Genomic DNA, 20998 nt, shown 5'->3' on the forward strand with positions numbered 1-20998 from the left:
CTCCCTTGAGCGTTGCATTCCATCGCCGCTGCGGGCCTCAGGCCTGCAGCGAAGATTCTTCCTTATTGCTTGCCGCTGTGCGGGCGACGATCAGCGTCACACCGGCGGCCTCCAACATCTTGGCCTCGCGATCCTCGATGCCGTCGTCGGTGATGACCGTGGCGATGCGCGACAGGCCGCACAGGATCAGGCTCGAGCGTTTGCGGAACTTCGACGAATCGACCAGCACCACCAGCTCGTCGGCCTGATCGATCAGTTTCTGCTCGGCCTGGATCAGCAGCGGATCGCCTTCCATCAGACCCAACGGCCCGAGCCCTTGCGCACCCATGAACATGCGGCGGGCATAGAAATTGCGCGTCACGTCATTGTCGAAGGGCGACAGGATGATGTTCTGCTCGCGGTAGATGGTGCCGCCCGACAGCATCACCGTGTTCTTGGAGTGCTTGAGCAGGTGCTCGGCGATCGGGAAGGAATTGGTGAAGATCGGCATGCGGCGGCCGGTCAGGAAATGCACCATCTGGAAGGTGGTGGTGCCGCCATTGATGATGATCGGCTCGCCTTCCTTGCACAACTCCACGGCTTCCCGCGCGATCGCCCGCTTCTGCGAAGCGTTGATCGTCTCGTTGACGGAAAAAGGCCGTCCGGCAAGGCCGATGAACTGCGGTGGCGAGATTGCCTCGGCGCCGCCGCGCACGCGGCGCAGGCGCTTTTGCACATGCAGCGCCGCGATGTCACGCCGGATCGTCGCCTCGGACGAGTCCGTCAGGTCGACCATTTCCTGCACCGTCACCACAGGCTTTTCCTGGACGGCGGACAAAATGATCCTGTGGCGCTCTTTCTCGTGCATGGTTCCTCCCTGCCTGAGCATCTAGGCACCCAAAACGCGCAGTGTCAATCATTTCCGATCATATAATTCCATTGTGCAGTGCAATATGATCAATCTTGATCGTTTATGATTGACAATGCCGCCGCTTCCGAGGACATTCGACCAAAGCTGACCCGCTATGCGGTGGCTTGACCGCACCGTTTTGCGCGTCTCACGTCACGGGAGGATTACCTATGCTCGACAAGCGCTCCGGCACGCGCCTCGCCAATCTTTGGGATGAGGCGAAAGCCCAAGCAATGAGCGAGCCGGAACGTCTCGTCTATCGCTCGAATGTTCTCGGCTCCGACAAGCGCGTCACCAACTATGGCGGCGGCAACACCTCCTCCAAGATCTGGCAAAAGGATCCGCTTACCGGCGAGGACGTGGAAGTGCTGTGGGTCAAGGGCTCGGGAGGCGACAGCGCCTCGATCAAGCTCGACGGCTTCGCCACTCTCTATATGGACAAGCTGCGCGCGTTGAAGGGCCTCTATCGCGGCGTCGAGCATGAGGACGAGATGGTCGGCTATCTGCCCCATTGCACGTTTAATCTTAACCCACGCGCGGCCTCGATCGACACGCCGCTGCACGCGTTCGTGCCGAAGCCCTATGTCGACCATATGCATCCCGACGCGATCATCGCCATCGCCGCCGCCAAGGATTCGCAAGCGCTGACCAAGGAGATCTTCGGCGACACGATCGGCTGGTTGCCATGGAAGCGTCCGGGCTTCGAGCTTGGCCTCTGGCTGGAAAAATTCTGCATCGAGAACCCCGAGGCCAAGGGTGTCGTGCTGGCGAGCCATGGCCTGTTCAGCTGGGGCGAGACGCCTCGGGAATGCTACGAGACGACGATCTCGGTGATCAACCAGGCGATCGACTGGTTCGAGCGCAAGTCTGAAGGCAAGCCGATCTTCGGTGGCGAAGTGGTCAAATCGCTCGACGCGCCGGCGCGTCGCGCCGTGGCGGCAAAGCTGATGCCGCGGATCCGCGGCCTGATCTCGGAGAAGAGCCACAAGCTTGGCCATTTTGACGATTCGCCTGCCGTGCTCGAATTCGTCAATTCGAAGGATTTGCGCCCACTGGCGGCCCTCGGCACATCCTGCCCCGACCATTTCCTGCGCACCAAGATCCGGCCGCTGGTCATCGAGTTCGATCCCAAGAACCCCGATGTCGATGCCGTCATCGCCCGTCTCCACGACGACGTGGCGGAGTATCGGGTTGGCTATCAGGCTTACTATGACAGGTGCAAGCATGCGGATTCGCCACCCGTGCGCGATCCGAATGCGGTGGTCTATCTGATGCCCGGCGTCGGCATGTTCACCTTCGCCGGCGACAAGGCGACGGCGCGCATATCGGGCGAGTTCTACGTCAACGCCATCAATGTCATGCGCGGCGCCTCGACGGTGTCGGCCTATGTCGGCCTGCCCGACCAGGAGGCTTTCGACATCGAATATTGGCTGCTCGAAGAGGCAAAGCTGCAGCGTCTGCCGAAGCCGAAAGCCTTGGCCGGCCAGATCGCGCTGGTCACCGGTGGCGCCGGCGGCATCGGCCGGGCGACGGCCAACCGGCTGCTGCGCGAAGGCGCCTGCGTCGTGCTGGCCGATATCGACGAAGCCGCCCTTGCCAGCGCCAATGGTGAGTTGGCCCAAGCTTATGGCAAGGATTTCGTGCGGCCGCTGGTCATCAATGTCACCGCTGAAGACCAGGTGATCTCCGGCTTCGCTGAGACCGCGGTCGAGTTCGGCGGCATCGATATTCTGGTGTCGAATGCCGGCCTGGCAACCTCTGCGCCGATCGAGGAGACGACGCTGGCGCTGTGGAACAAGAACATGGACATCTTGTCGACCGGCTATTTCCTCGTTTCGCGGGAAGCATTCCGGTTGTTCCGCGCGCAGAAGATCGGCGGCAACGTCGTCTTCGTCGCCTCCAAGAACGGCCTTGCAGCCTCGCCCAATGCCGCTGCCTATTGCACGGCCAAGGCCGCCGAGATCCATCTGGCGCGTTGCCTGGCGCTGGAGGGCGCGGAAGCGCAGATCAGGGTCAATGTCGTCAACCCGGACGCGGTGCTGCGCGGCTCGAAGATCTGGACCGGCGAGTGGAAGGAACAGCGCGCCGCCGCCTACAAGATGTCGACCGACGATCTCGAGGAGCATTATCGCTCGCGCTCGATGCTGAAGCGTTCGGTGTTCCCCGAAGACATCGCCGAGGCGATCTATTTCTTCGCCTCCGACATGTCGGCCAAGTCGACCGGCAACATCGTCAATGTCGACGCGGGCAACGCGCAGAGCTTTACGCGCTAATAGTTTGAAGGCGGCGCTGCCCCTCACCCTTACCCTCTCCCCGTGAAGAACGGGGAGGGGTCGCCAGCGGCGGAGCTTCACCTTCTCCCCGTCTCCATACGGGGAGAAGGTGCCGGCAGGCGGATGAGGGGCAGCGCCAACCGAACGCATTTGGGAGGAAACGCAGTGTCCGAAACCATCATCTCCGCCGATATCGTCGACAAGGACAATGCCGCGCGCGAAGCCGACCTCAAGCGCGATTATGGCTCGCTCGGCGAGCGCCTCGACCGCCGCGGCATCGCCATCGACTCTATCAGAGACAAGGTCGAAAAATTCGCCGTGGCGATCCCGTCCTGGGGCGTCGGCACCGGCGGCACTCGCTTTGCCCGCTTTCCCGGCGCCGGCGAGCCGCGCGACATTTTCGACAAGATCGAGGATTGCGCCGTCATCCGGCAGTTGACGCAGGCGACGCCGACCGTCTCGCTGCACATTCCGTGGGATAAGGCCGATCCGAACCGGCTGAAACAGGCGGCCTCCCGCTTCGGCCTCGGCTTCGACGCGATGAATTCGAACACGTTTTCCGACGCCCGAGACCAGGAGCTTTCCTACAAATTCGGCTCGCTGTCGAATGCCGATGCCGCAACGCGCCGGCAGGCGGTCGAGCACAATCTCGAATGCATCGAGATCGGCAAGACGCTGGGCTCCAAGGCACTGACGGTATGGATCGGCGACGGCTCGAATTTCCCCGGCCAGGTCAATTTCGCCAAGGCGTTCGAACGCTATCTCGACGCTATGAAGGAGATCTACGCTGGACTGCCGGACGACTGGAAGCTGTTCACCGAGCACAAGATGTACGAGCCGGCTTTCTATTCCACCGTCGTGCAGGATTGGGGCACCAACTACATCATCGCCAAAGAGCTCGGCGACAAGGCCTTCTGCCTGGTCGACCTCGGCCACCATGCGCCCAACGTCAACATTGAGATGATCGTGTCGCGGCTGATCCAGTTCAAGAAACTCGGCGGCTTCCATTTCAACGATTCGAAATATGGCGACGACGATCTCGACGCCGGCTCGATCGATCCTTATCGGCTGTTCCTCGTCTTCAACGAGCTGGTCGATGCGGAGCTTTCCGGTGCCGAAGGTTTTGATCCGGCCCACATGCTCGACCAGAGCCACAATGTCACCGATCCGATCGAAAGCCTGATGCTGTCGGCGATCGAGGTGCAGCGCGCCTATGCGCAAGCGCTGCTGGTCGATCGCAAGGCACTGGAAGGCTATCAGGACGCTAACGACGCGCTGATGGCGACGCAGACGCTGAAAGCCGCCTATCGCACCGATGTCGAGCCGATCCTCGCCATGGCGCGGCTGAACACGGGCGGCGCCATCGATCCGGTTGCCGCCTACCGGGCGGCCGGCTACCGGGCCAAGGTCGCGGCGGAACGGCCGGCGGTTGCGGGTGGCAGCGGTGGGATTGTTTGATATTCGGGGTCGGTCTGAAAACGAAAACCCGCCTAATGCGGGTCGCGGCGCAAATCAGCACCGTAATTGAATTTGTAGCATAACTGTCGGCACAAAGCAAGAACAAAACGGCTGAAGCGTGAAGCATGGGGCTTGCCATCAACGCTGCGACACTGAGATGTTACGGCGTGGACCCTAGGGCGGAGCAGGAGCGAAGCGACGTCGCGGAGACCCTAGAGTCTTTCACGTTTTGACGGAAGCGTACCCGGCGTTTGCGAAGTAGTTCTTGCATTCGCCGGGTTCGATCGTTGCGACGAGATGGCCGATGTGTCGCCAAGTGTCCTCGATGGTGCGTTTCTGAGCCTGACGCATCCAGTGTTTGATCTTGGCGAAGGCCTGCTCGATCGGGTTGAGGTCCGGAGAGTAGGGCGGCAGATACCAAAGCCTGGCGCCGGCAGCCTTGATCATCTGCCTGATGGCCGCCGACTTATGACTTCCCAGATTATCCATGACGACGATGTCGCCGGGCTTTAGCACGGCGATGAGCTGCTGCTCGACATAGGCGCGGAAGCATTGACCGTTGATCGGGCCGTCGAAGACACAAGGTGCCGCGAGCCGATCGCAGCGCAGCGCGCCGAGGAAGGTCAATGTGCGCCAGTGGCCGTGCGGAGCCAGGCCGCGCAGCCGTTTGCCCTTCGGCCCCCAACCTCGCAGCGGAGCCATGTTGGTCTTGATCCAGGTCTCATCGATGAAGACCAGGCACTGCGGATCGAGGTTGGCCTGCCAGGATCGCCATCGTTGGCGCCTGCGGGCGATATCAGCACGCGCCTGCTCAAGGGCGAACAGCGTTTTTTTTGAAGCTCAGGCCCTCGCGGCGCAGGAACAGCCACACCGCATTGTGCGAGACCTTGACTCCGCGCCCGGCCAACTCATCCTTCAGACCGTGCAGCGTCAGATGCGGCGTCTCGCGCATACGCGCCTCGATGAAGGCACGGTGCGGCTCCAGCACCCTCTTGCGATGTCCGCCCATCTTGCCCGGTGCCACCGAGCCGGTTGCCTCATGGCGCTGCAACAGCTTCACCGCCGCCGAAGCCGAAATGCCGAACCGTTTGGCGGCAGACCGGCGGCTTTCACCACTCAAAACCGCCGCCACCACCCGCTCGCGAAGATCATTGGAAAGGGGTCGAGTCATCAGATGCTGGCCTCCACTCCAGCCAGCATCTTGAATCACAAAACCCACAAATCTGGAATCCCCTTCGATTCCATCAAGCCGTGAACCGCTCTAGGATCCATGCGGTAACATCAGCCGAAGAGCGCAACGGCGCTTTACGAAGCGGACCGGCAAAGCGCGCGAAGGCCTCCGGAATCTTTCTACCATTGGCAGTAGACTCAACCCCTCCGACAGGGTCTTCTAGGCACATCCAACGCCCCTCGGAGAACGGCCATGCACCACACCCGCCGAACGTTGATCGCCGTCAGTCTTTCCCTCACCTTGACCTTTGCGCCGCTGGTGGCCGCATTCGCCGCCTCGCCACAGCCGGCGAAGGGCGAGCATGGCATGGTGGTGACCGCCCAGCATCTTGCGTCGGAAGTCGGCGTCGAGGTGCTGAAGAAAGGCGGCAACGCCGTCGATGCGGCGGTCGCCGTCGGCTACGCACTGGCCGTGGTCTACCCGAACGCCGGCAATATCGGCGGCGGCGGCTTCATGACCGTCCGCTTCAAGGACGGCCGCTCGACGTTCCTCGATTTCCGCGAGCGTGCGCCGCTCGCCTCGACGAAGACCATGTATCTCGACAAGGATGGCAAGCCGGTGAAGGGCGCCAGCCTGGACGGCTATCTCGCGGTCGGCGTGCCGGGCTCGGTGGCCGGCTTCGAGATGGCACGGGAGAAGTACGGCACGCTGACGCGGCAGGACCTGATGGCGCCGGCGATCGGCTATGCCAAGGACGGCTTCGTGCTAGAGCAGGGCGATGTCGCCTCGCTCGAAGGCGGCGCCGAGCGGCTGGCCAAGGACCCAGCGGCCGCTGCCATCTTCCTGAAGCCGGACGGCAAGCCGTATGCCATCGGCGAGCGCCTTGTTCAGGCCGACCTCGCCGCGTCGCTTTCAGCCATTTCGGAGCAAGGTCGCGATGCCTTCTACAAAGGACCGATCGCCGACGGCATCGTTAGGGCGAGCGCGGAGAAGGGCGGCATTCTGGCCAAGGCGGATTTCGAAACCTACGCGGTCCGCGAGCTCGAGCCGGTGACCTGCAACTACCGTGGCTACGAGATCACCTCCTCGCCGCCGCCGAGCTCGGGCGGCGTCATCATCTGCGAGATCCTCAACGTGCTGGAAGGTTACCCGCTGTCCTATCTCGGCGCCGGTTCCGCCGAAACCGTCAAAGTCATGGTCGAGGCGATGCGCTATGCCTATGTCGATCGCAACTCGGCGCTCGGCGACCCCGACTTCGTCGACAATCCGGTCGAAAAGCTGCTCGACAAGAACTATGCGAAAGAAATCCGCGAAAAGATCGATCCGTTCCGGGCTGGCGTGTCGCAGGAATTGATGCCGGAGGGTTTTGGCGAGAGCCAGGAAACGACGCATTATTCGATCGTCGACAATGACGGCAACGCCGTCGCGGTGACCTATACGCTGAACGGCTCGTTCGGCGCCGCCGTTGTCGCCGACGGCACCGGCATCCTGCTCAACAACGAGATGGACGACTTTACCCAGAAACCGGGCGTGCCCAACCTCTACGGCCTCGTCCAGGGTGAGGCGAATGCGATCGAGCCGAGAAAGACGCCGTTGTCGTCGATGAGCCCGACCATCGTCGCCAAAGACGGCAAGCCGTTCATGGTCATCGGCAGCCCCGGCGGCTCGCGCATCATCACCATCACGCTAGAAGCGATCGTCAATGTCGTCGATCATGGCATGAACATCCAGGAGGCGATCGACGCGCCGCGCATCCACCACCAGTGGCTGCCCGACACGGTCTACATCGAGCCGTTTGGCCTGTCGCCGGACACCGAAAAAATGCTTGCCGGCATGGGCTACCGCCTCGATGTCACCGAGGCGACCTGGGGCCAGGCGGCCGGCATCCTGGTCGGCGGCAAGAGCCTAGCCGAGATCGAAAAGGGCGGCGGCGCCCGCTACAATGGCGCTATCGATAGCCGCGCCGCATCCGGCGAGGCAATCGGATATTAGGTTTCGTGCGCCCCGGGGTCTGTTGAGATTCAGGTCAGGCCGGCATCACCTGAATATCGGCAGACCCGTCAGATGACCAAGGTGACGGTGGACGCAATCAGCATCACCGCCGCCACGCCGACGAACAAGGCATAGATACGCGGCCGATCGAGCAGAAGCGCATTTCCGGATATCCACGCCGCGGTGGCGCCGCCAAGCGCGTACAGGAAGCCGTTGCGGTGCCCCAAGGCCAGGGATGCGGCCATCAGCCCACCGATGATAAGGGCGCCGAACACGATGATCACGGCGACCGCGTATTTCTCGAAATCGTTGCTGGCCACACCCGGACCCATTGCGTTCAACGTCGACAGGTCGTCCGGGTCGAAGGGGTTGGCCGACCCATATTCGTCTTGACCGACAGGCTCGCGCATCATTCATTCTCCTTGAAGCGGCAACAAATCATCAAGCCTTGCCGAGCGCAACTGGATCGCGCCGCGTGGAATACGATCGGCACGGTCTTCAACACTTTCTGGCGGCGGCTTGCTACCGGTTTTTTGGATTTATGTCGGGTCGTCCTGCCGTTCCAGGCGATCTGCCCGGCTGGAATCGCAGGTCGGAGCCGTTTCAGCATGCAATGCGTTCATGGAGGAAAAATGATGCTGGAGGCCGCCGCCGCTGCCCCTAGAACCTCATGCTGAGGCTGCCCTTGATGACGCGGCCTTCGCCATAGATGCAGCTGAGGTCTTCATTGCTGCCGGCCCTATAGCAAGTCGAGTAGTAGGTCTTGTCGAACAGGTTGGAGACATTGATCGCGGCCTGCCAGCCGTTCTTCTGGTAGCGCAGTGCCGCATCGACCAGCGTGTGGCCGGGCACGTTGGTTGCGTTCGCGTTGTCGCCGAAGCTTGCGCCGATGTAACGCACGCCGGCGCCGACGCTCAAGCCCTCAAGCATACCGTTGCCGACCTCGTAATTGGCCCACAGCGACGCCTGATGTTCAGGCACCAGCGACGGGCGGTTGCCGACGACGGCGGGGGCATCCTTGGTTATCTCGGCGTCGAGATAGGTGTAGGCCGCAGTCATGCTCAGGCCGGACGCGAGGTCGGCATTGGCCTCGATCTCGAGGCCGCGATGCCGGACTTCTCCGGTTTGAACTTGAAACTGACCGATGGAGGTCACGACATTGGTCTTGCGCAGGTCGAACAGCGAAGCAGTGATGAAACCGGGGAAGAAGCTCGGTTCGTACTTCACGCCGACTTCGTATTGCTTTCCCAACGAAGGCTGGAACGCGTCTCCGGACTGGGACTGGCCGATATTGGTGGTGAAGGATTCGGCATAACTGGCATAGGGCGTCAGGCCATTGTCGAAAAGATAACCGACGCCGGCATTGCCGGTGAAGGCATGGTCGTTCTGGTCGTAGCTGCCCCCGTTGCCGCTGCGGTCCTCATTGGTGTGGTCGATCCAGGCCTGTCGGCCGCCGAAAGTCAGCACCCAGTGGTCGGCGATCCTGGACTGGTTCTGCGCATAGAGGCCGACCTGTCCGATCGTCTCCACGCGATCCACAAGGATGCCGGGGGGTGGCGTGATCGGGATCGAGTAATCCGGGTTCAGGATGTCGAGGACTGGCCCTTGCCCATAGTGGTTTATACCATCGACGGACTGCCTGTTGTAATCGAGACCGAACAGCAGCTTGTTTTCGACCAGCCCGAAGTCAGCCTTGTATTCGGCCTGGTTGTCGACGCTGAACAGCCGTGCCGTCTCGTCCACCGTGAACAGGGTGCGCGCCATCGTGTGGTCGTCGATCATCGCCGGGCCGCCGAGCCAGTCTCCAAAATAGAGTTGCCGGTAGTCGGTATCCTGCTGGGAGTAGCGCAGGTTCTGCCGCACCGTCCAATGGTCGTCGAACTCGTGACTGAACTGGTAGCCGATCGAGCCGTGGTTGGCGTCGAAGCGGTCGAAGTCAGGCGAGCCGGTGAAGAAGCTGCGCGGCAGGCCGTAGCCCACGGGAAGGAACTGACCGGGCGCCAGCCTGTCCCACTGGTAGTTGGCGAGGATGGTGAGCGAGGTCTGCGCGTCCGGCTGCCATGTCAGCGCCGGTGCGACGAAGATGCGGTCGTTGCGCGAATAGTCGGTTTCGATCGCGCCGTTGCGCACCAGCCCGGTCAGCCGGTAGGACCACACGCCGGCGTCGTCGACCGGCCCGCCGATGTCGAGCCCGGCCTCGACCGTGTCGAAGCTGCCATAGCTGAGGAAGCCGTCATAGATCGGCGTGTCCGTCGGCCGCTTGCTGATGGCGTTGACCATGCCGCCGGCTTCGTTCTCGCCATAGAGGACTGATGACGGCCCCTTTAGCACTTCGACGCGCTCCAGCCCGTAGGGCTCGATCTTGAAGCCGGAGAAGTCGATCACCTTCTGTGGCAGCCCGTCGCGGTAGATCGCCGAGGTGCAGAGGTCGAAACCGCGGATCAGGCACTGGTCGAAGCGGTTGTCGACGCCCCAAGGCGAGGTGGTGACGCCGGCAAGATAGGATAGCGCGTCCTCAAGCTGCCCGGGCTGGCGGTCGTCGAGCTGCTTGCGGGTCACCACCGACACCGACTGCGGAATTTCCCTCAGCGGCGTGTCGGTCTTCGAGCCGGTGGTGGTGTTCTTGGCGATATAGCCGTCATCCGGGCCGATCGGGCTGTCGGTCTGTCCCTCGATATTGATCGGGTTGAGCTCGACCGTATTTTCCTGCGCGAAGGCCTGGGTGCAGAGCAGGGTCGAGAGGCATGTCGCAGCGATCAGGGCGCCTTGGCTTGGAATACTGTTTCGCCGACCTGCCGCACGATATGCGCTCAACCCCATCTCGATCATCCCTCACTGTCTGCGAAGCGCGCGGCATCGATTCGGCCGGCACAATAAATGTTGACTCTTTTAGTCATCTTCAATGTTGACTATAAAGTCATGTTTCATAGTCAACCGGTATCGACCGCCGGCAGCCAAATTCCGGAAATGCCCACACCGCGTTTGAAGGGAGAGACCAGGGACCGTGCTTGAGCGTCACATCCAGACGGCCATCCGCCCTCGCAACCGAATGACCCGGCGCGCGGCGCTCGGGCTTTTCGCGCTGCCCTTCGCCGGCGTTGCGCCCTCGACGGTCGAGGCGAAACCGCTGCGCATCGTCTGCCTGGATGACGGGCTCGCCGAGACCTTGCTCACGCTCGGCGTTAATCCGGTGGCCATTGCCGGTCGCGATGTCTGGGAGAACTGGGTGGTCGAACCGCCGCTGCCGCCGGAGATCGCCGATGTCGGCACATTGCTGGAACCGAATCTCGAACTGCTGCAGCAGCTTGCCCCGGACATCATCCTGTCCATGCCGTATCTCGACGGCATCAAGCCGCTGCTCGAACGCGTGGCGCCGGTGACGACGATTGGGCTCTATACCGAAGCGGGACAGCCCTATCAGCGCGCCGTCGAGGCAACCCGCCAACTGGCCAGGCTTGTCGCCAAGGAAAGGGAAGGTGAAGCGCTGATCGCGGCGACGGATGCGTATTTTTCAGAGGTTCGCCGGGAACTGGCGCCGCTTTCGGCGCGGCCGATCTATGTCGTCAGCTTCTTGGATCCGCGCAATGTGCGCGTCTACGGCAGGAAAAGCCTGTTTCAAGAGGTGTTCGACCGTATCGGACTGCGCAATGCCTGGGCGGGCCAGACCAATTATTGGGGGTTTTCGACCGTCGGCATCGACGGCCTGGCGACGTCGAGCGACGCGCGCCTTGCCTATCTCGAACCCTTGCCCGAGGGCGCCGGCGGCACGCTGACCGAAAGCCCGGTCTGGAATGCGATGCCCTTCGTGCGCAACCGCTCGATCATGCGTCTTCCCGCCGTCCTGATGTTCGGCGCGCTGCCGTCCGCCACCCGTTTTGCCCGCGTCCTGGCCAAGGCGATGACTGGGGAAGCTGCCCGTGGCTAAGGACGCAGCAGCCTTGGCGGAAGACGGCAGACTGGCTGGCCGGAGAGGGTCGCGCCGCATGTTGGGCAAACAGCCGGTGGCCGCGATCCTGCTCTGTGCGGTGCTGTCGGCGGCAGCGGTTGCGGCAACTATCTCCAATCTCACCGTGCAGCTGCCTTGGGCACTTTGGCTGCAAACGCTCACCGCTCCCGATATCGAGGACATGCGGCAGGTTCTCGTCCATTATGCCTTTCTGCCCAGGCTTGCGGTCAGCCTTTTGTGCGGTGCCGCCCTTGGCCTAGCCGGAACCGTTCTGCAGCAGGTCTTGCGCAACCCGCTGGCCTCGCCGGAAACCGTCGGCGTCTCGGCCCGGCGCCTATCTGGCTCTGGCCTTGGCGACGCTTCTGGCACCCTCCCTGCTTGCCTATGGCCGCGAATGGGTGGGGCTTGCCGGCGCTTTTGTCGCCATATCGGCCGTCTTTGCCCTGTCCTGGCATAAGGGCCTGTCGCCGCTTTCCGTCGTGCTGGCAGGGCTGGTCGTCAGTCTCTATGCCGGCGCGGTTGGAGCAGCCCTCATCGTGCTGCGGCACGAATGGCTGACCAGCCTGTTTATCTGGGGCGCCGGTTCGCTCGGCCAGCAAGACTGGACGACGACGCTTTGGCTGTTGCCGCGCATCGGCGCTGCGGCTTTGGCGATCGGCCTCATGGTGCGGCCGCTCACCCTGCTTGGCCTCGACGATGAAGGCGCGCGCAGCCTCGGCGTTCCGCTTGGCGTGTATCGTTTCGCTGGGCTGGCTGCTTCCGTCGCACTCATCGCTTTCGTCGTCGCTGCCGTCGGCGTGGTCGGCTTCGTCGGCCTGGCGGCGGCGTCCCTTGCCCGCATCGGCGGTGCGCGCCGGCTGAGCCAGCGGCTGGTCATGGCGCCGCTCATAGGTGCAGCGCTTCTGTGGGCCGCCGACCAGGCGGTGCAATTGGCGACCGGGGCGCAGGGCGACCTGCTGCCGACCGGCGCGATCACAGCCCTTCTCGGCGCACCGCTGCTGCTGTGGCTGCTGCCACGCCTGGCGCTTGGCCTGGAGATTCCGGCGCTCACCGAGGAGCGCCTGCCCAGAACAGGCCGGCCCGGCCTAGTGCTGGCGACGATTGGCCTGTCCCTGCTTCTGTTGCTTGGGCTGGCCTTGCTCTATGGACCGGGGCCGGACGGTTGGACGTTCGCCTTCGGCGACCAGTTGCAGCCCTTGTTGTCGTGGCGCTGGCCCCGCGTGTCCGCCGCGCTGGCAGCCGGCGCTATGCTGGCGCTTGCCGGGCTGATGATGCAGCGGCTGACCGGCAATCCGATGGCCAGTCCCGAGGTGCTCGGCATCAGCGCCGGTGCGGCGCTCGGCATGATGGTGGCGCTGTTTTCGCTCGCCGATGCAGGCCGCCCGGCCCAGACCGCGGCGGCGACCGTCGGCGCCTTCGCCGCTCTGCTGGTGACGCTGGCGATGGGGCGACGCGCCGCCTATGCGCCGGAGCGCCTGCTGTTGGCCGGCGTGGCCCTGACGGCGCTGTTCGATGCGCTGATCCTCGTGCTGACCGCCACCGGCGACCCGCGCGCCGTGAAGCTCCTCAACTGGCTTACCGGCTCGACCTATGGCGTCGATGCCGGTGCCGCGCTTCTGACCGGCGCCATCGCTTTTTGCCTGTTGCTGCTCGCGCCGCTTTTCCTGCGCTGGCTGGAGATGCTGCCGCTCGGGTCCTCCGCCGTCCAGTCGCTTGGCGTCGATGTGCCCAAGACCCGGCTTCTCGTACTGCTGATGGTTGCTGCTCTCACCGCCGCATCGACGCTGATCGTCGGCCCGCTGACCTTCATCGGCCTGATAGCGCCGCATCTCACCCGCCGCCTTGGGCTCGCCCGTGCGCTGCCGCAAGCCGCCGGCGCGGTGCTGGTTGGGGCTTTGATCATGGTCGCCGCCGACTGGATCGGCCGCACCGTCATCTTCCCGCGCCAGGTTCCGGCCGGGCTCGTCGCCACGCTGATCGGCGGCCCGGTGCTGATGTGGTTGCTGCGCCGCCGCTGATCCCGACGCAAGAGGCACCCATGTCCGAACGACCGATTTCGACACCCGCATTGATCGCCGACACCACAGTCCACGATCTGGCTCCCGCGCATGGCGGTGATCCCTACCGGATATTCCTGCATGTGCCGGCAAAGCCAGAGCCGCAGGCTGGCTGGCCAGTGCTCTACATGACCGACGGCAACGCCGTGATCGGCACCGCCGTCGATGCCATGCGCGCCCCGGCGGGTTACCCGCTCGGCACCAATGTCGAGGAGGGGATCATCGTCGCCATCGGCTATCCCGTGGCGGGCGCCTACGACCCGCTCAGGCGGTCATGGGATCTCGGACCGCCGCCGGGCAATACCTATCCGCCGTTCCATGATGGTGGCCCCGAGGTCAGGACCGGCGGGGCGGAAGAATTCCTTGCCTTCATCGAGGACGAATTGAAGCCGTGGGTGGCGAACCGCACCAGGATCGACAGCAGCCGGCAGGCGCTTTACGGCCACTCCTTTGGCGGGCTGTTCGCGCTCTATGCCCTGTTCACTCGCCCTCTCGCCTTCCAGACCTGGATTGCTGCCAGCCCGGCCATCTATTGGGAGGATCGCCTCATCGACCGCTTTCTCCAGGCGTTCGAAGCCGCCGTGCCGGATGGCTTGATGACGCAGGTGATGCTGTCGGCCGGCGAATACGAGACGGAAAAGCTGGCGCCGTTCCAGATCGGTGCTGCGGATGAGGCAAAGCGCCTGGAGCACAAGAAGCTGACGCGCACCGACGAATTCGCGCGGCAGATGGCGGAGCGTCTCGGCACGATCCCTGGCCTGAGCGCCGGTTTCGAACTGCATGCCGGCGAAAACCACATGTCCATCCTGCCGGTCACGGTCAACCGTGCCGTTCAGGCGGCATTCGCGGTGCATCGTCCCTAAACGCAGGTGCTCGGGGCGCGCCAACGCGGCGCCGAGGGCGCCTCTTCCGATCGCAGATCCGTGTGTGCCCGATATGAGGTCCGCTCGAGGTGACTATCGGGCCTGGCGACGGTGGCGCGCAAGTCTCGCCCTCGCAGGGCTTGCTGGAGATGTCGGTGGCGAAGATTGGCCGGCGCCACTTGGGGGGGCGTTGGGGTAGGTTTGCCTGATGGGCGCCGGCCAGGCGGAAATCAGGTCCACCGCAAGGGAATATAGCAGGCGTGGCAAGCGATGGCAGTGGTGTGATCGCGGAAGGTCGTTCGCGCTTCCCGGATGCGGTGACCCATTATGGGTCAACATGTCTGGCACCTGAATTGCACCGTAGGCAATGCCGGGTAACACCCCGGCATCGTCCCCGAGTATGGGGCCTCGCCGCTTCGCAAATGGAGCGGCGGGCCTTTTCGGCTAAGGCAACAGCTGCGAATTGCAAAATCACACTTCAGTTGGATTCAACCATCCGCGCGCCGCTGTGAGCGCGTCGCCACCGGATCTCCAAGGTAGCGTTTGTTATTCGGCGCGAGCCGGCGGTAGTTCGAACAGGTTGGCGCCATTCTCCTGGCCTCGCTCGACATAGCCGATTATTCGAAACCATTTTGCGACATCCGGTCTCTGGAGCCAGCTGCGCGAGTGAATGGGGAGGTTACCGGCGAGCGCCTGGATATGGCGAATGTGCCGCTTACAGAAGCGAACCGTTGCGGCGCTGAAGAAATCCTCCTGTGCGGCGAATAGCGTATCGGCGGCGTCGCTATGCTCGTGCCACGCGATGATCGCCACGGTCTTTTCACCCTGGACAAGCGCATGAGCACGGCCCTCTTTCAAATTCATCATCAGATTGTCGTACGCGATCTTGCTGTCCTTGCCGGCCGCGGCGTACTCGTCCGATATCCGCTTGGACAGATCACGGAAAAGAGCTTCCAGATCTCCAACCGTTGCTGCGCGTGCTCTCATTTCTCCTCCTAGAGCCCAGAGGTAGTTTGCCCTAAGGATAGGGGATCACCAAGCAAATCAAATCCGTCATCGGCCCAAAGCGAGCAAAGATGTTTCGTCGGGCGAGGCCGGCTGTGTTGGAAAATGGTGCCCTGAGGTGGAATCGAACCACCTCCGGGGTCAAATTTCTCCAGGCAGCGAGGGATATGACGCGCCAGGGGCCAGCTTGGGATCCGTCACGCACGCCGCGGTTCGTCCTTTGCACGCGGGGCGTTGCCCTCAGCCTTTGCGCCGCTTGGACTTATCTTCTTCCGACATGGGCTTTCCTTGTTCGGTGCTCTCGCCAATCCCGGACTTGGCTGCCAAACTATAAAGAAGGCCTGCCACGACAAGCACCAAAAGCGTGCCGAGGGCCGCCACCTGCCACAGACCGAGCCCGCACGCCACGCCAATTGCGCCGGACAGCCACATGCCTGCACCGGTCGTCAGCCCGTGGATCTCGCCTCTCGAAAACAAAATCGATCCGGCGGCAAGGAACGCGACGCCAGCGGTAACCGCTTCGACAACACGAATCGGATCCACCTTCACCGATTCCTGCAGAAACATCGGCGCGTGAACGATTTCAATCGTCAGAATACCGAAAGTAGCCGCTGCCACGCAGATCAGGATATGGGTGCGAAGGCCAGCAGGCCGATTTCGCCATTCGCGTTCGAAACCGATCGCAGCACCGAAGATCGACGCCAGTAGAAGCCTGGCCGCAATAACCGGAAACGGGACGTATGTCGGATGGCCGAATTCTTGGAGGAGTTGTTGCATGAGTAACCCGGGCTGACCGGACACAACGTGCTCGGACCGGCCAGGTTCCCCAAGGTTTGCCGGAGGGAGCGCCGGCCTCCACCTTATGGCGCACGATCCGATCGACACGCTGGGAAAGGCCCGGCACAATATGCTCATCAAGGCGGAATGCAGTTGCGGCAATGTCCGCTATTGCCGTTCGGCCGACCTGACGATGGTGTATGGCGGCGGGTTCGGTCCGCTAAAGCTGGAGTTCGATTGCAGCCGGTGCAAGCCGGAGATCAAAGTCACGCTGCTCGAAGTTCATCCCGAACCACAGCTTTTTCATAAGTTTCTGAATTTATTTGGGAAAAATTGGTGCCCAGAGGCGGATTCGAACCACCGACACGCGGATTTTCAGTCCGCTGCTCTACCAACTGAGCTATCTGGGCCTGTTCCGGCACGCGGGCAGTGTTGCACACCGGATTTCTTGAAAGCGCCGCAGGCGCCCCTTGAAAGCGCGTGGGTTATAGCACGGGAATCCGGCCTGTCCAGCGCTTAAGCGTTGATTTCGAGCGGGAGACCAGCAGTTGTTCGACAGGCTGATTCATGGGCCACGGTCGGGACCAGCGGACTGCTCTGAACGGGCCTCATTTGGGAGGGTCACCGTCCGTTTCGTCCTCGTCGTCGCGGGCCGAAATGACGTAGGCGCCCTTGAGCCAGCGGTTGAGGTCGATGTCCTTGCAGCGTGTCGAGCAGAATGGATAGGTCTCGCGCGCCGACGGCTTGCCGCATTCGGGGCATGGCCGCTTGGGGCGCAGCGGCGTGACTTTGTCGTCCGAGCTCATGGCCGCCCCGAACTTATAGCCGCTCCGAAACTCATGGCCACCCCGAAACTCATGGCCGAACTGACTGCCAGTTGGCGTGCACCTTGAACCCCTCGCCAGTCAGAAGCGCCACCGTCTCATAGAGCGGCAGGCCGACGACGTTGGTGTAGGAGCCGACAAGCTTGACGACGAAGGCGCCGGCCAGCCCCTGGACGGCATAGCCGCCGGCCTTGCCTCGCCATTCTCCCGAGGCCACATAGGCGTCGATCTCGGCGCGCGGCAACCGCTTGAAACGCACCCTGGTCTCGACCAGCCGCTGGCGCAGCTTGCCGGCCGGCGTGATCAGGCAGATGCCGGAATAGACCCGGTGCGAACGGCCGGACAGCAGCCCGAGGCAATTGGCGACGTCGTCGAACGTTTCGGCCTTGGGCAGGATGCGCCGGCCGACGGCGACCACCGTGTCGGCGGCCAGCACGAAGCTGGGCGCATAGTCCTCTTCCGTCTGCAGTGAGCCCAGCGCCTTCTCGGCCTTTTCCTTCGACAGGCGCTTGGCCAGCGAGCGCGGATGCTCGGCGCGCAGCGGCGTCTCGTCGACACCGGCCGGCAGCACGCGATCCGGCTCGATGCCGGCCTGCTGCAACAGCTCGATCCGGCGCGGCGAACCCGAGGCAAGCACGAGCTTCTGCAAAATGCTCATCGCGATCCCGGCCGAACTCTGACGATCTTACTTGAAACGGTAGGTGATGCGGCCCTTGGTCAGGTCGTATGGTGTCATCTCGACCAGGACCTTGTCGCCGGTCAGCACGCGGATGCGGTTCTTGCGCATGCGGCCGGCCGTGTGGGCGATGATCTCGTGTTCGTTTTCGAGCTTCACCCTGAACATCGCGTTGGGCAACAATTCCGTGACGACACCCGGAAACTCGAGGACTTCTTCCTTCGGCATTCGATACCTTTGCTTGGATGGGGATTCCCAGCGCCCCGGCCGGAATTTGGGCGGAACCTATATGATAATCGTGCGCTTGTGAACATGCTTAATCAGCGCGGTTTTTTTGCTTCCGGCGCCAGAAAACGGCCGCCGATCCGCGCCTTTAGCCGTTCGCGCACTTCACGATAGGCGGCCATGATCTGCTCACGCGTGCCGCCCACGCCGGTCGGGTCCGGCATCGGCCAGTATTCGACGTCGACGGCAAGCGAGCGGGTAAGCTCGAGCGCGGTGTGATGCGCCTCCGGCGACAGCGTGACGATCAGGTCGAAATAGTCGTCCTCAAGATCGTCCAGTGTCCTCGGGTGTCGTCCACCCAGCGAAAGCCCGTCCTCGGCCAGCACGGCGTCGACGAATGGGTCGCGTTCGCCGCCGCGCACCCCGGCCGACGCCACGAAAGTGGTCGCCGGAAGCATTTGGCGCGCCAGCATCTCGGCCATCGGCGAGCGCACGGCGTTCATGCCGCAGACAAACAGGATCGAGCGGGGCAGGATCGAGCGGGGCAGAGGGGCTGGCAGTTCAGCCTCGCCAGTGCAGCACGCAGACCAGCGTGAACAGCCGGCGCGCCGTGTCGAAATCGATATCGATCTTGCCGGCCAGCCGGTCCATCAAAGTCTGCGAGCCATCGTTGTGCAGGCCGCGCCGGCCCATGTCGATCGCCTCGATCTGGCTGGGGGTCGAGGTGCGGATGGCGTCGTAGTAGCTTTCGCAAATCATGTAATAGTCCTTGACGATGCGCCTGAGCGGCGTCAGCGACAGGATGTGGGTGACGACCGCCGTGCCGTCCTCGCGCGTCACCGCGAAGACCAGGCGGGATTCGGCCAGCGACAGTTTTAGCCGGTAAGGCCCGGCGCCGTCGTCATTGACCGGCTGGAAGCGGTTCTCCTCGATGAGGTCGAAGATCGCCACCGCCCGCTCATGCTCGACATCGGGCGTCGAACGGCCGATCGATTCGTCGAGTTCGACATCGATCAGCCTGCCATGGGTTCGATCGTAGTCGGACATGTCAGTCTACATGTTCAGCCGTATGGCGACGGAGCGTCCATGCGCGTCGAGGCCTTCCGCCTTGGCCAGCGCGATGGCCGCCGGCGCCAGCGCCCGCAACTGCTCCGGCCCGAGCTTCAGGATCGAGGTGCGCTTGACAAAATCGAGCACCGACAGCCCGGATGAGAAGCGCGCCGAGCGCGCCGTCGGCAGCACGTGGTTGGAGCCGCCGACATAGTCGCCAATCGCTTCCGGCGTGTGGCGGCCGAGAAAAACAGCACCTGCATTGCGCATCCGCGCCAGGAAGGCTTCCGGCTCGTCGATCGCAAGCTCGACATGTTCGGCCGCGATGCGGTCGACCAGCGGCAGTGCTGCCTCGATTTGGGGAACGAGGATGATGGCGCCGAAATCGCGCCAGCTCGCCGCCGCCGTCTCGGCGCGCGGCAGGCTTTTCAACTGGCGCTCGACCGCCTGTTCGACCGCCGCGCCAAAGGCGGGATCGTCGGTGATCAGGATCGACTGCGCCGACACGTCATGCTCGGCCTGGGCAAGCAGGTCGGCGGCGATCCAGTCCGGATCGTTGCTGCCGTCGGCCACGACAAGCACTTCCGAAGGCCCGGCGATCATGTCGATGCCGACCGTGCCGAAGACCTGGCGCTTGGCCGCGGCGACATAGGCATTGCCGGGGCCGACGATCTTGGCGACCGGCTTTATCGTCTCGGTGCCATAGGCCAGCGCCGCGATCGCCTGCGCGCCGCCGACGCGGTAGATTTCGGAGACGCCGGCGAGGTCGGCGGCCACCAGCACCAGCGGCGGCACCCCGCCGCCGGAGGCAGGCACAACCATGGCGATGCGCTCGACGCCGGCGACCTTGGCTGGGATGGCGTTCATCAGCACCGAGCTCGGGTAGCTCGCCGTGCCGCCCGGCACATAGAGCCCGACCGCTTCGACCGCCGTCCAGCGCGAGCCGAGCTCGACGCCGGCGGCGTCCGTATAGCGGTCATCCTGCGGCAGTTGCCGCTGGTGATGGGCGCGGATGCGCTCGCGCGCGAATTTCAGCGCTTCGATCGTCTGCGGATCCGCTGCGTCGTACGCCTTGGCAATGTCATCCTCGGAGACGGCAATGCCGAGCTTGATCAGGTCGCCGCCGCCGAATTTTTGCGTGTAGTCGACCAGCGCCGCGTCGCCCTCGGCGCGCACTCGTGCGATGATCTCGCGCACCACGGCATCGACATCAGCCGAGACTTCCCGCTTGGTCAAAAGGAACGCGGCAAAACGCTGCTCGAAATCGGCATCGGACAGGCGAAGGGTGATGGCCATCTTGCGCTGCTCAGGCTCTGTGGAAGGGGCGCGAGGTCGCTTCCCAGGCACCGCCGATGTCGGCGAGCCGCGCCTCGATGCACTCGACATCGAGCATGATCGCGCCACCGCCTGAAAAGATCAGCTCGACAATGCCGGCCGGCTTGTCGAGGGCGAGAAAGCTGATCGCCAGCAGCGACAGCACCTCATCGGGCTTGTCGCGGGCAATGCCGCTGGTCTTGGCGCCCAGCACCCGGTCGAAATGCAGCACACTTTGCCGCCGCTCATTGTGCTGGCGGAACAGGCCCGATTTCGCCTCCCAGACGAAGCGGTTCATGGTCACCACGAAGCGCTTGGCCGCCGGCATGTATTCGAGGTCGCCGACCTTCAGCACCGCGTCCTGGACATGGGCCGAGACGATGCTCAGATCCTGATCGTCGAGCGCGACAAGCTTGAGAGCCATGCGGATTTCACACCTGAAAGTTGACAATTCAACCTTCTGTTAGGCGGTCTTTTC

18 protein-coding genes, 1 tRNA gene and 1 pseudogene are annotated in these 20998 nt (G+C 63.3%); 6 read left to right on the top strand and 14 right to left on the bottom strand.

From position 1 onward, the window contains the following. Positions 1–37 precede the first annotated feature (37 nt). Positions 38–847: a DeoR/GlpR family DNA-binding transcription regulator gene (locus tag EOC93_RS00630; RefSeq protein WP_095488051.1), complete on the bottom strand. Its 810-nt coding sequence runs from the start codon at positions 845–847 to the stop codon at positions 38–40. Between the two features lie 212 nt (positions 848–1059). On the opposite strand from EOC93_RS00630, the gene EOC93_RS00635 reads away from it, so the two are divergent. Together EOC93_RS00635 and rhaI are read left to right on the top strand one after the other, a co-directional pair. Then, on the top strand, positions 1060–3162 hold the full coding sequence (locus tag EOC93_RS00635; protein WP_127203574.1) for a bifunctional rhamnulose-1-phosphate aldolase/short-chain dehydrogenase: 2103 nt from the start codon (positions 1060–1062) through the stop codon (positions 3160–3162). A gap of 123 nt (positions 3163–3285) precedes the next feature. Continuing rightward, the gene (gene rhaI, locus EOC93_RS00640) at positions 3286–4620 is read left to right on the top strand and encodes an L-rhamnose catabolism isomerase (RefSeq protein ID WP_127203575.1); all 1335 of its coding nucleotides are present in this window, start codon (positions 3286–3288) and stop codon (positions 4618–4620) included. A 222-nt stretch (positions 4621–4842) separates the two neighbouring features. Here the strand turns inward: rhaI and EOC93_RS00645 are convergent. Then, positions 4843–5791 (bottom strand): IS630 family transposase gene (locus tag EOC93_RS00645; protein WP_095483232.1). Its coding sequence is split into 2 segments (ribosomal slippage): positions 4843–5454 and positions 5456–5791, totalling 948 coding nucleotides; the frame shifts between segments, so codons are not numbered across the junction. 252 nt (positions 5792–6043) lie between these two features. Here EOC93_RS00645 and ggt point away from each other — a divergent pair. After that, a complete protein-coding gene (gene ggt, locus EOC93_RS00650; RefSeq protein WP_127203576.1) occupies positions 6044–7783 on the top strand; it encodes a gamma-glutamyltransferase in 1740 nt (579 codons plus the stop codon). Positions 7784–7851: 68 nt separating this feature from the next. Here ggt and EOC93_RS00655 read toward each other — a convergent pair whose 3' ends face one another. Further along, on the bottom strand, positions 7852–8196 hold the full coding sequence (locus EOC93_RS00655; protein ID WP_164547040.1) for a hypothetical protein: 345 nt from the start codon (positions 8194–8196) through the stop codon (positions 7852–7854). Positions 8197–8443: 247 nt separating this feature from the next. Continuing rightward, positions 8444–10603, bottom strand: a complete 2160-nt coding sequence (locus EOC93_RS00660) for a TonB-dependent siderophore receptor (RefSeq protein ID WP_164759001.1) — start codon at positions 10601–10603, stop codon at positions 8444–8446. 229 nt (positions 10604–10832) lie between these two features. Between EOC93_RS00660 and EOC93_RS00665 the strand changes: the two genes are divergently transcribed. The 3 genes and pseudogenes from EOC93_RS00665 to EOC93_RS00675 all read left to right on the top strand — a co-directional run bounded on the left by EOC93_RS00665 (position 10833) and on the right by EOC93_RS00675 (position 14649). After that, positions 10833–11708: an ABC transporter substrate-binding protein gene (locus tag EOC93_RS00665; RefSeq protein ID WP_127203603.1), complete on the top strand. Its 876-nt coding sequence runs from the start codon at positions 10833–10835 to the stop codon at positions 11706–11708. Beyond that, positions 11701–13747, top strand: a pseudogene (gene fhuB, locus EOC93_RS00670) (Fe(3+)-hydroxamate ABC transporter permease FhuB). The gene EOC93_RS00665 and the pseudogene fhuB overlap by 8 nt, the downstream one beginning before the upstream one ends. Before the next feature lie 20 nt (positions 13748–13767). Beyond that, positions 13768–14649 (top strand): alpha/beta hydrolase-fold protein, encoded by an 882-nt coding sequence (locus EOC93_RS00675; protein WP_127203578.1) that lies wholly within the window; start codon positions 13768–13770, stop codon positions 14647–14649. Positions 14650–15195: 546 nt separating this feature from the next. Here the strand turns inward: EOC93_RS00675 and EOC93_RS00680 are convergent. The 10 genes from EOC93_RS00680 to EOC93_RS00725 all read right to left on the bottom strand — a co-directional run bounded on the left by EOC93_RS00680 (position 15196) and on the right by EOC93_RS00725 (position 20944). Next, entirely contained in the window at positions 15196–15636 is a 441-nt protein-coding gene (locus EOC93_RS00680) for a hypothetical protein (RefSeq protein WP_095483500.1), read from the bottom strand. A gap of 258 nt (positions 15637–15894) precedes the next feature. Next, on the bottom strand, positions 15895–16431 hold the full coding sequence (locus EOC93_RS00685; protein ID WP_095483501.1) for an MgtC/SapB family protein: 537 nt from the start codon (positions 16429–16431) through the stop codon (positions 15895–15897). A gap of 334 nt (positions 16432–16765) precedes the next feature. Continuing rightward, positions 16766–16841, bottom strand: a tRNA-Phe gene (locus tag EOC93_RS00690). Between the two features lie 198 nt (positions 16842–17039). Further along, entirely contained in the window at positions 17040–17237 is a 198-nt protein-coding gene (gene yacG / locus EOC93_RS00695; protein ID WP_095483502.1) for a DNA gyrase inhibitor YacG, read from the bottom strand. A 49-nt stretch (positions 17238–17286) separates the two neighbouring features. After that, complete coding sequence (locus EOC93_RS00700; protein ID WP_126103674.1) at positions 17287–17913, bottom strand: Maf-like protein; 627 nt, start codon at positions 17911–17913, stop codon at positions 17287–17289. A gap of 27 nt (positions 17914–17940) precedes the next feature. Beyond that, positions 17941–18159, bottom strand: coding sequence for a translation initiation factor IF-1 (infA, locus tag EOC93_RS00705; RefSeq protein ID WP_006200926.1), 219 nt, complete (start codon positions 18157–18159; stop codon positions 17941–17943). A 92-nt stretch (positions 18160–18251) separates the two neighbouring features. Beyond that, positions 18252–18716 (bottom strand): low molecular weight phosphatase family protein, encoded by a 465-nt coding sequence (locus EOC93_RS00710; RefSeq protein WP_281032968.1) that lies wholly within the window; start codon positions 18714–18716, stop codon positions 18252–18254. Position 18717: 1 nt separating this feature from the next. Continuing rightward, entirely contained in the window at positions 18718–19203 is a 486-nt protein-coding gene (locus EOC93_RS00715; protein WP_126103672.1) for a UPF0262 family protein, read from the bottom strand. Between the two features lie 6 nt (positions 19204–19209). Beyond that, positions 19210–20502, bottom strand: coding sequence for a histidinol dehydrogenase (gene hisD, locus EOC93_RS00720; RefSeq protein ID WP_127203579.1), 1293 nt, complete (start codon positions 20500–20502; stop codon positions 19210–19212). A 10-nt stretch (positions 20503–20512) separates the two neighbouring features. Continuing rightward, positions 20513–20944: a DUF2948 family protein gene (locus EOC93_RS00725; RefSeq protein ID WP_095483507.1), complete on the bottom strand. Its 432-nt coding sequence runs from the start codon at positions 20942–20944 to the stop codon at positions 20513–20515. Positions 20945–20998 lie beyond the last annotated feature (54 nt).

The sequence above is a fragment of the Mesorhizobium sp. M6A.T.Ce.TU.002.03.1.1 genome (assembly GCF_003997275.1).
Lineage (GTDB): Bacteria > Pseudomonadota > Alphaproteobacteria > Rhizobiales > Rhizobiaceae > Mesorhizobium > Mesorhizobium mediterraneum.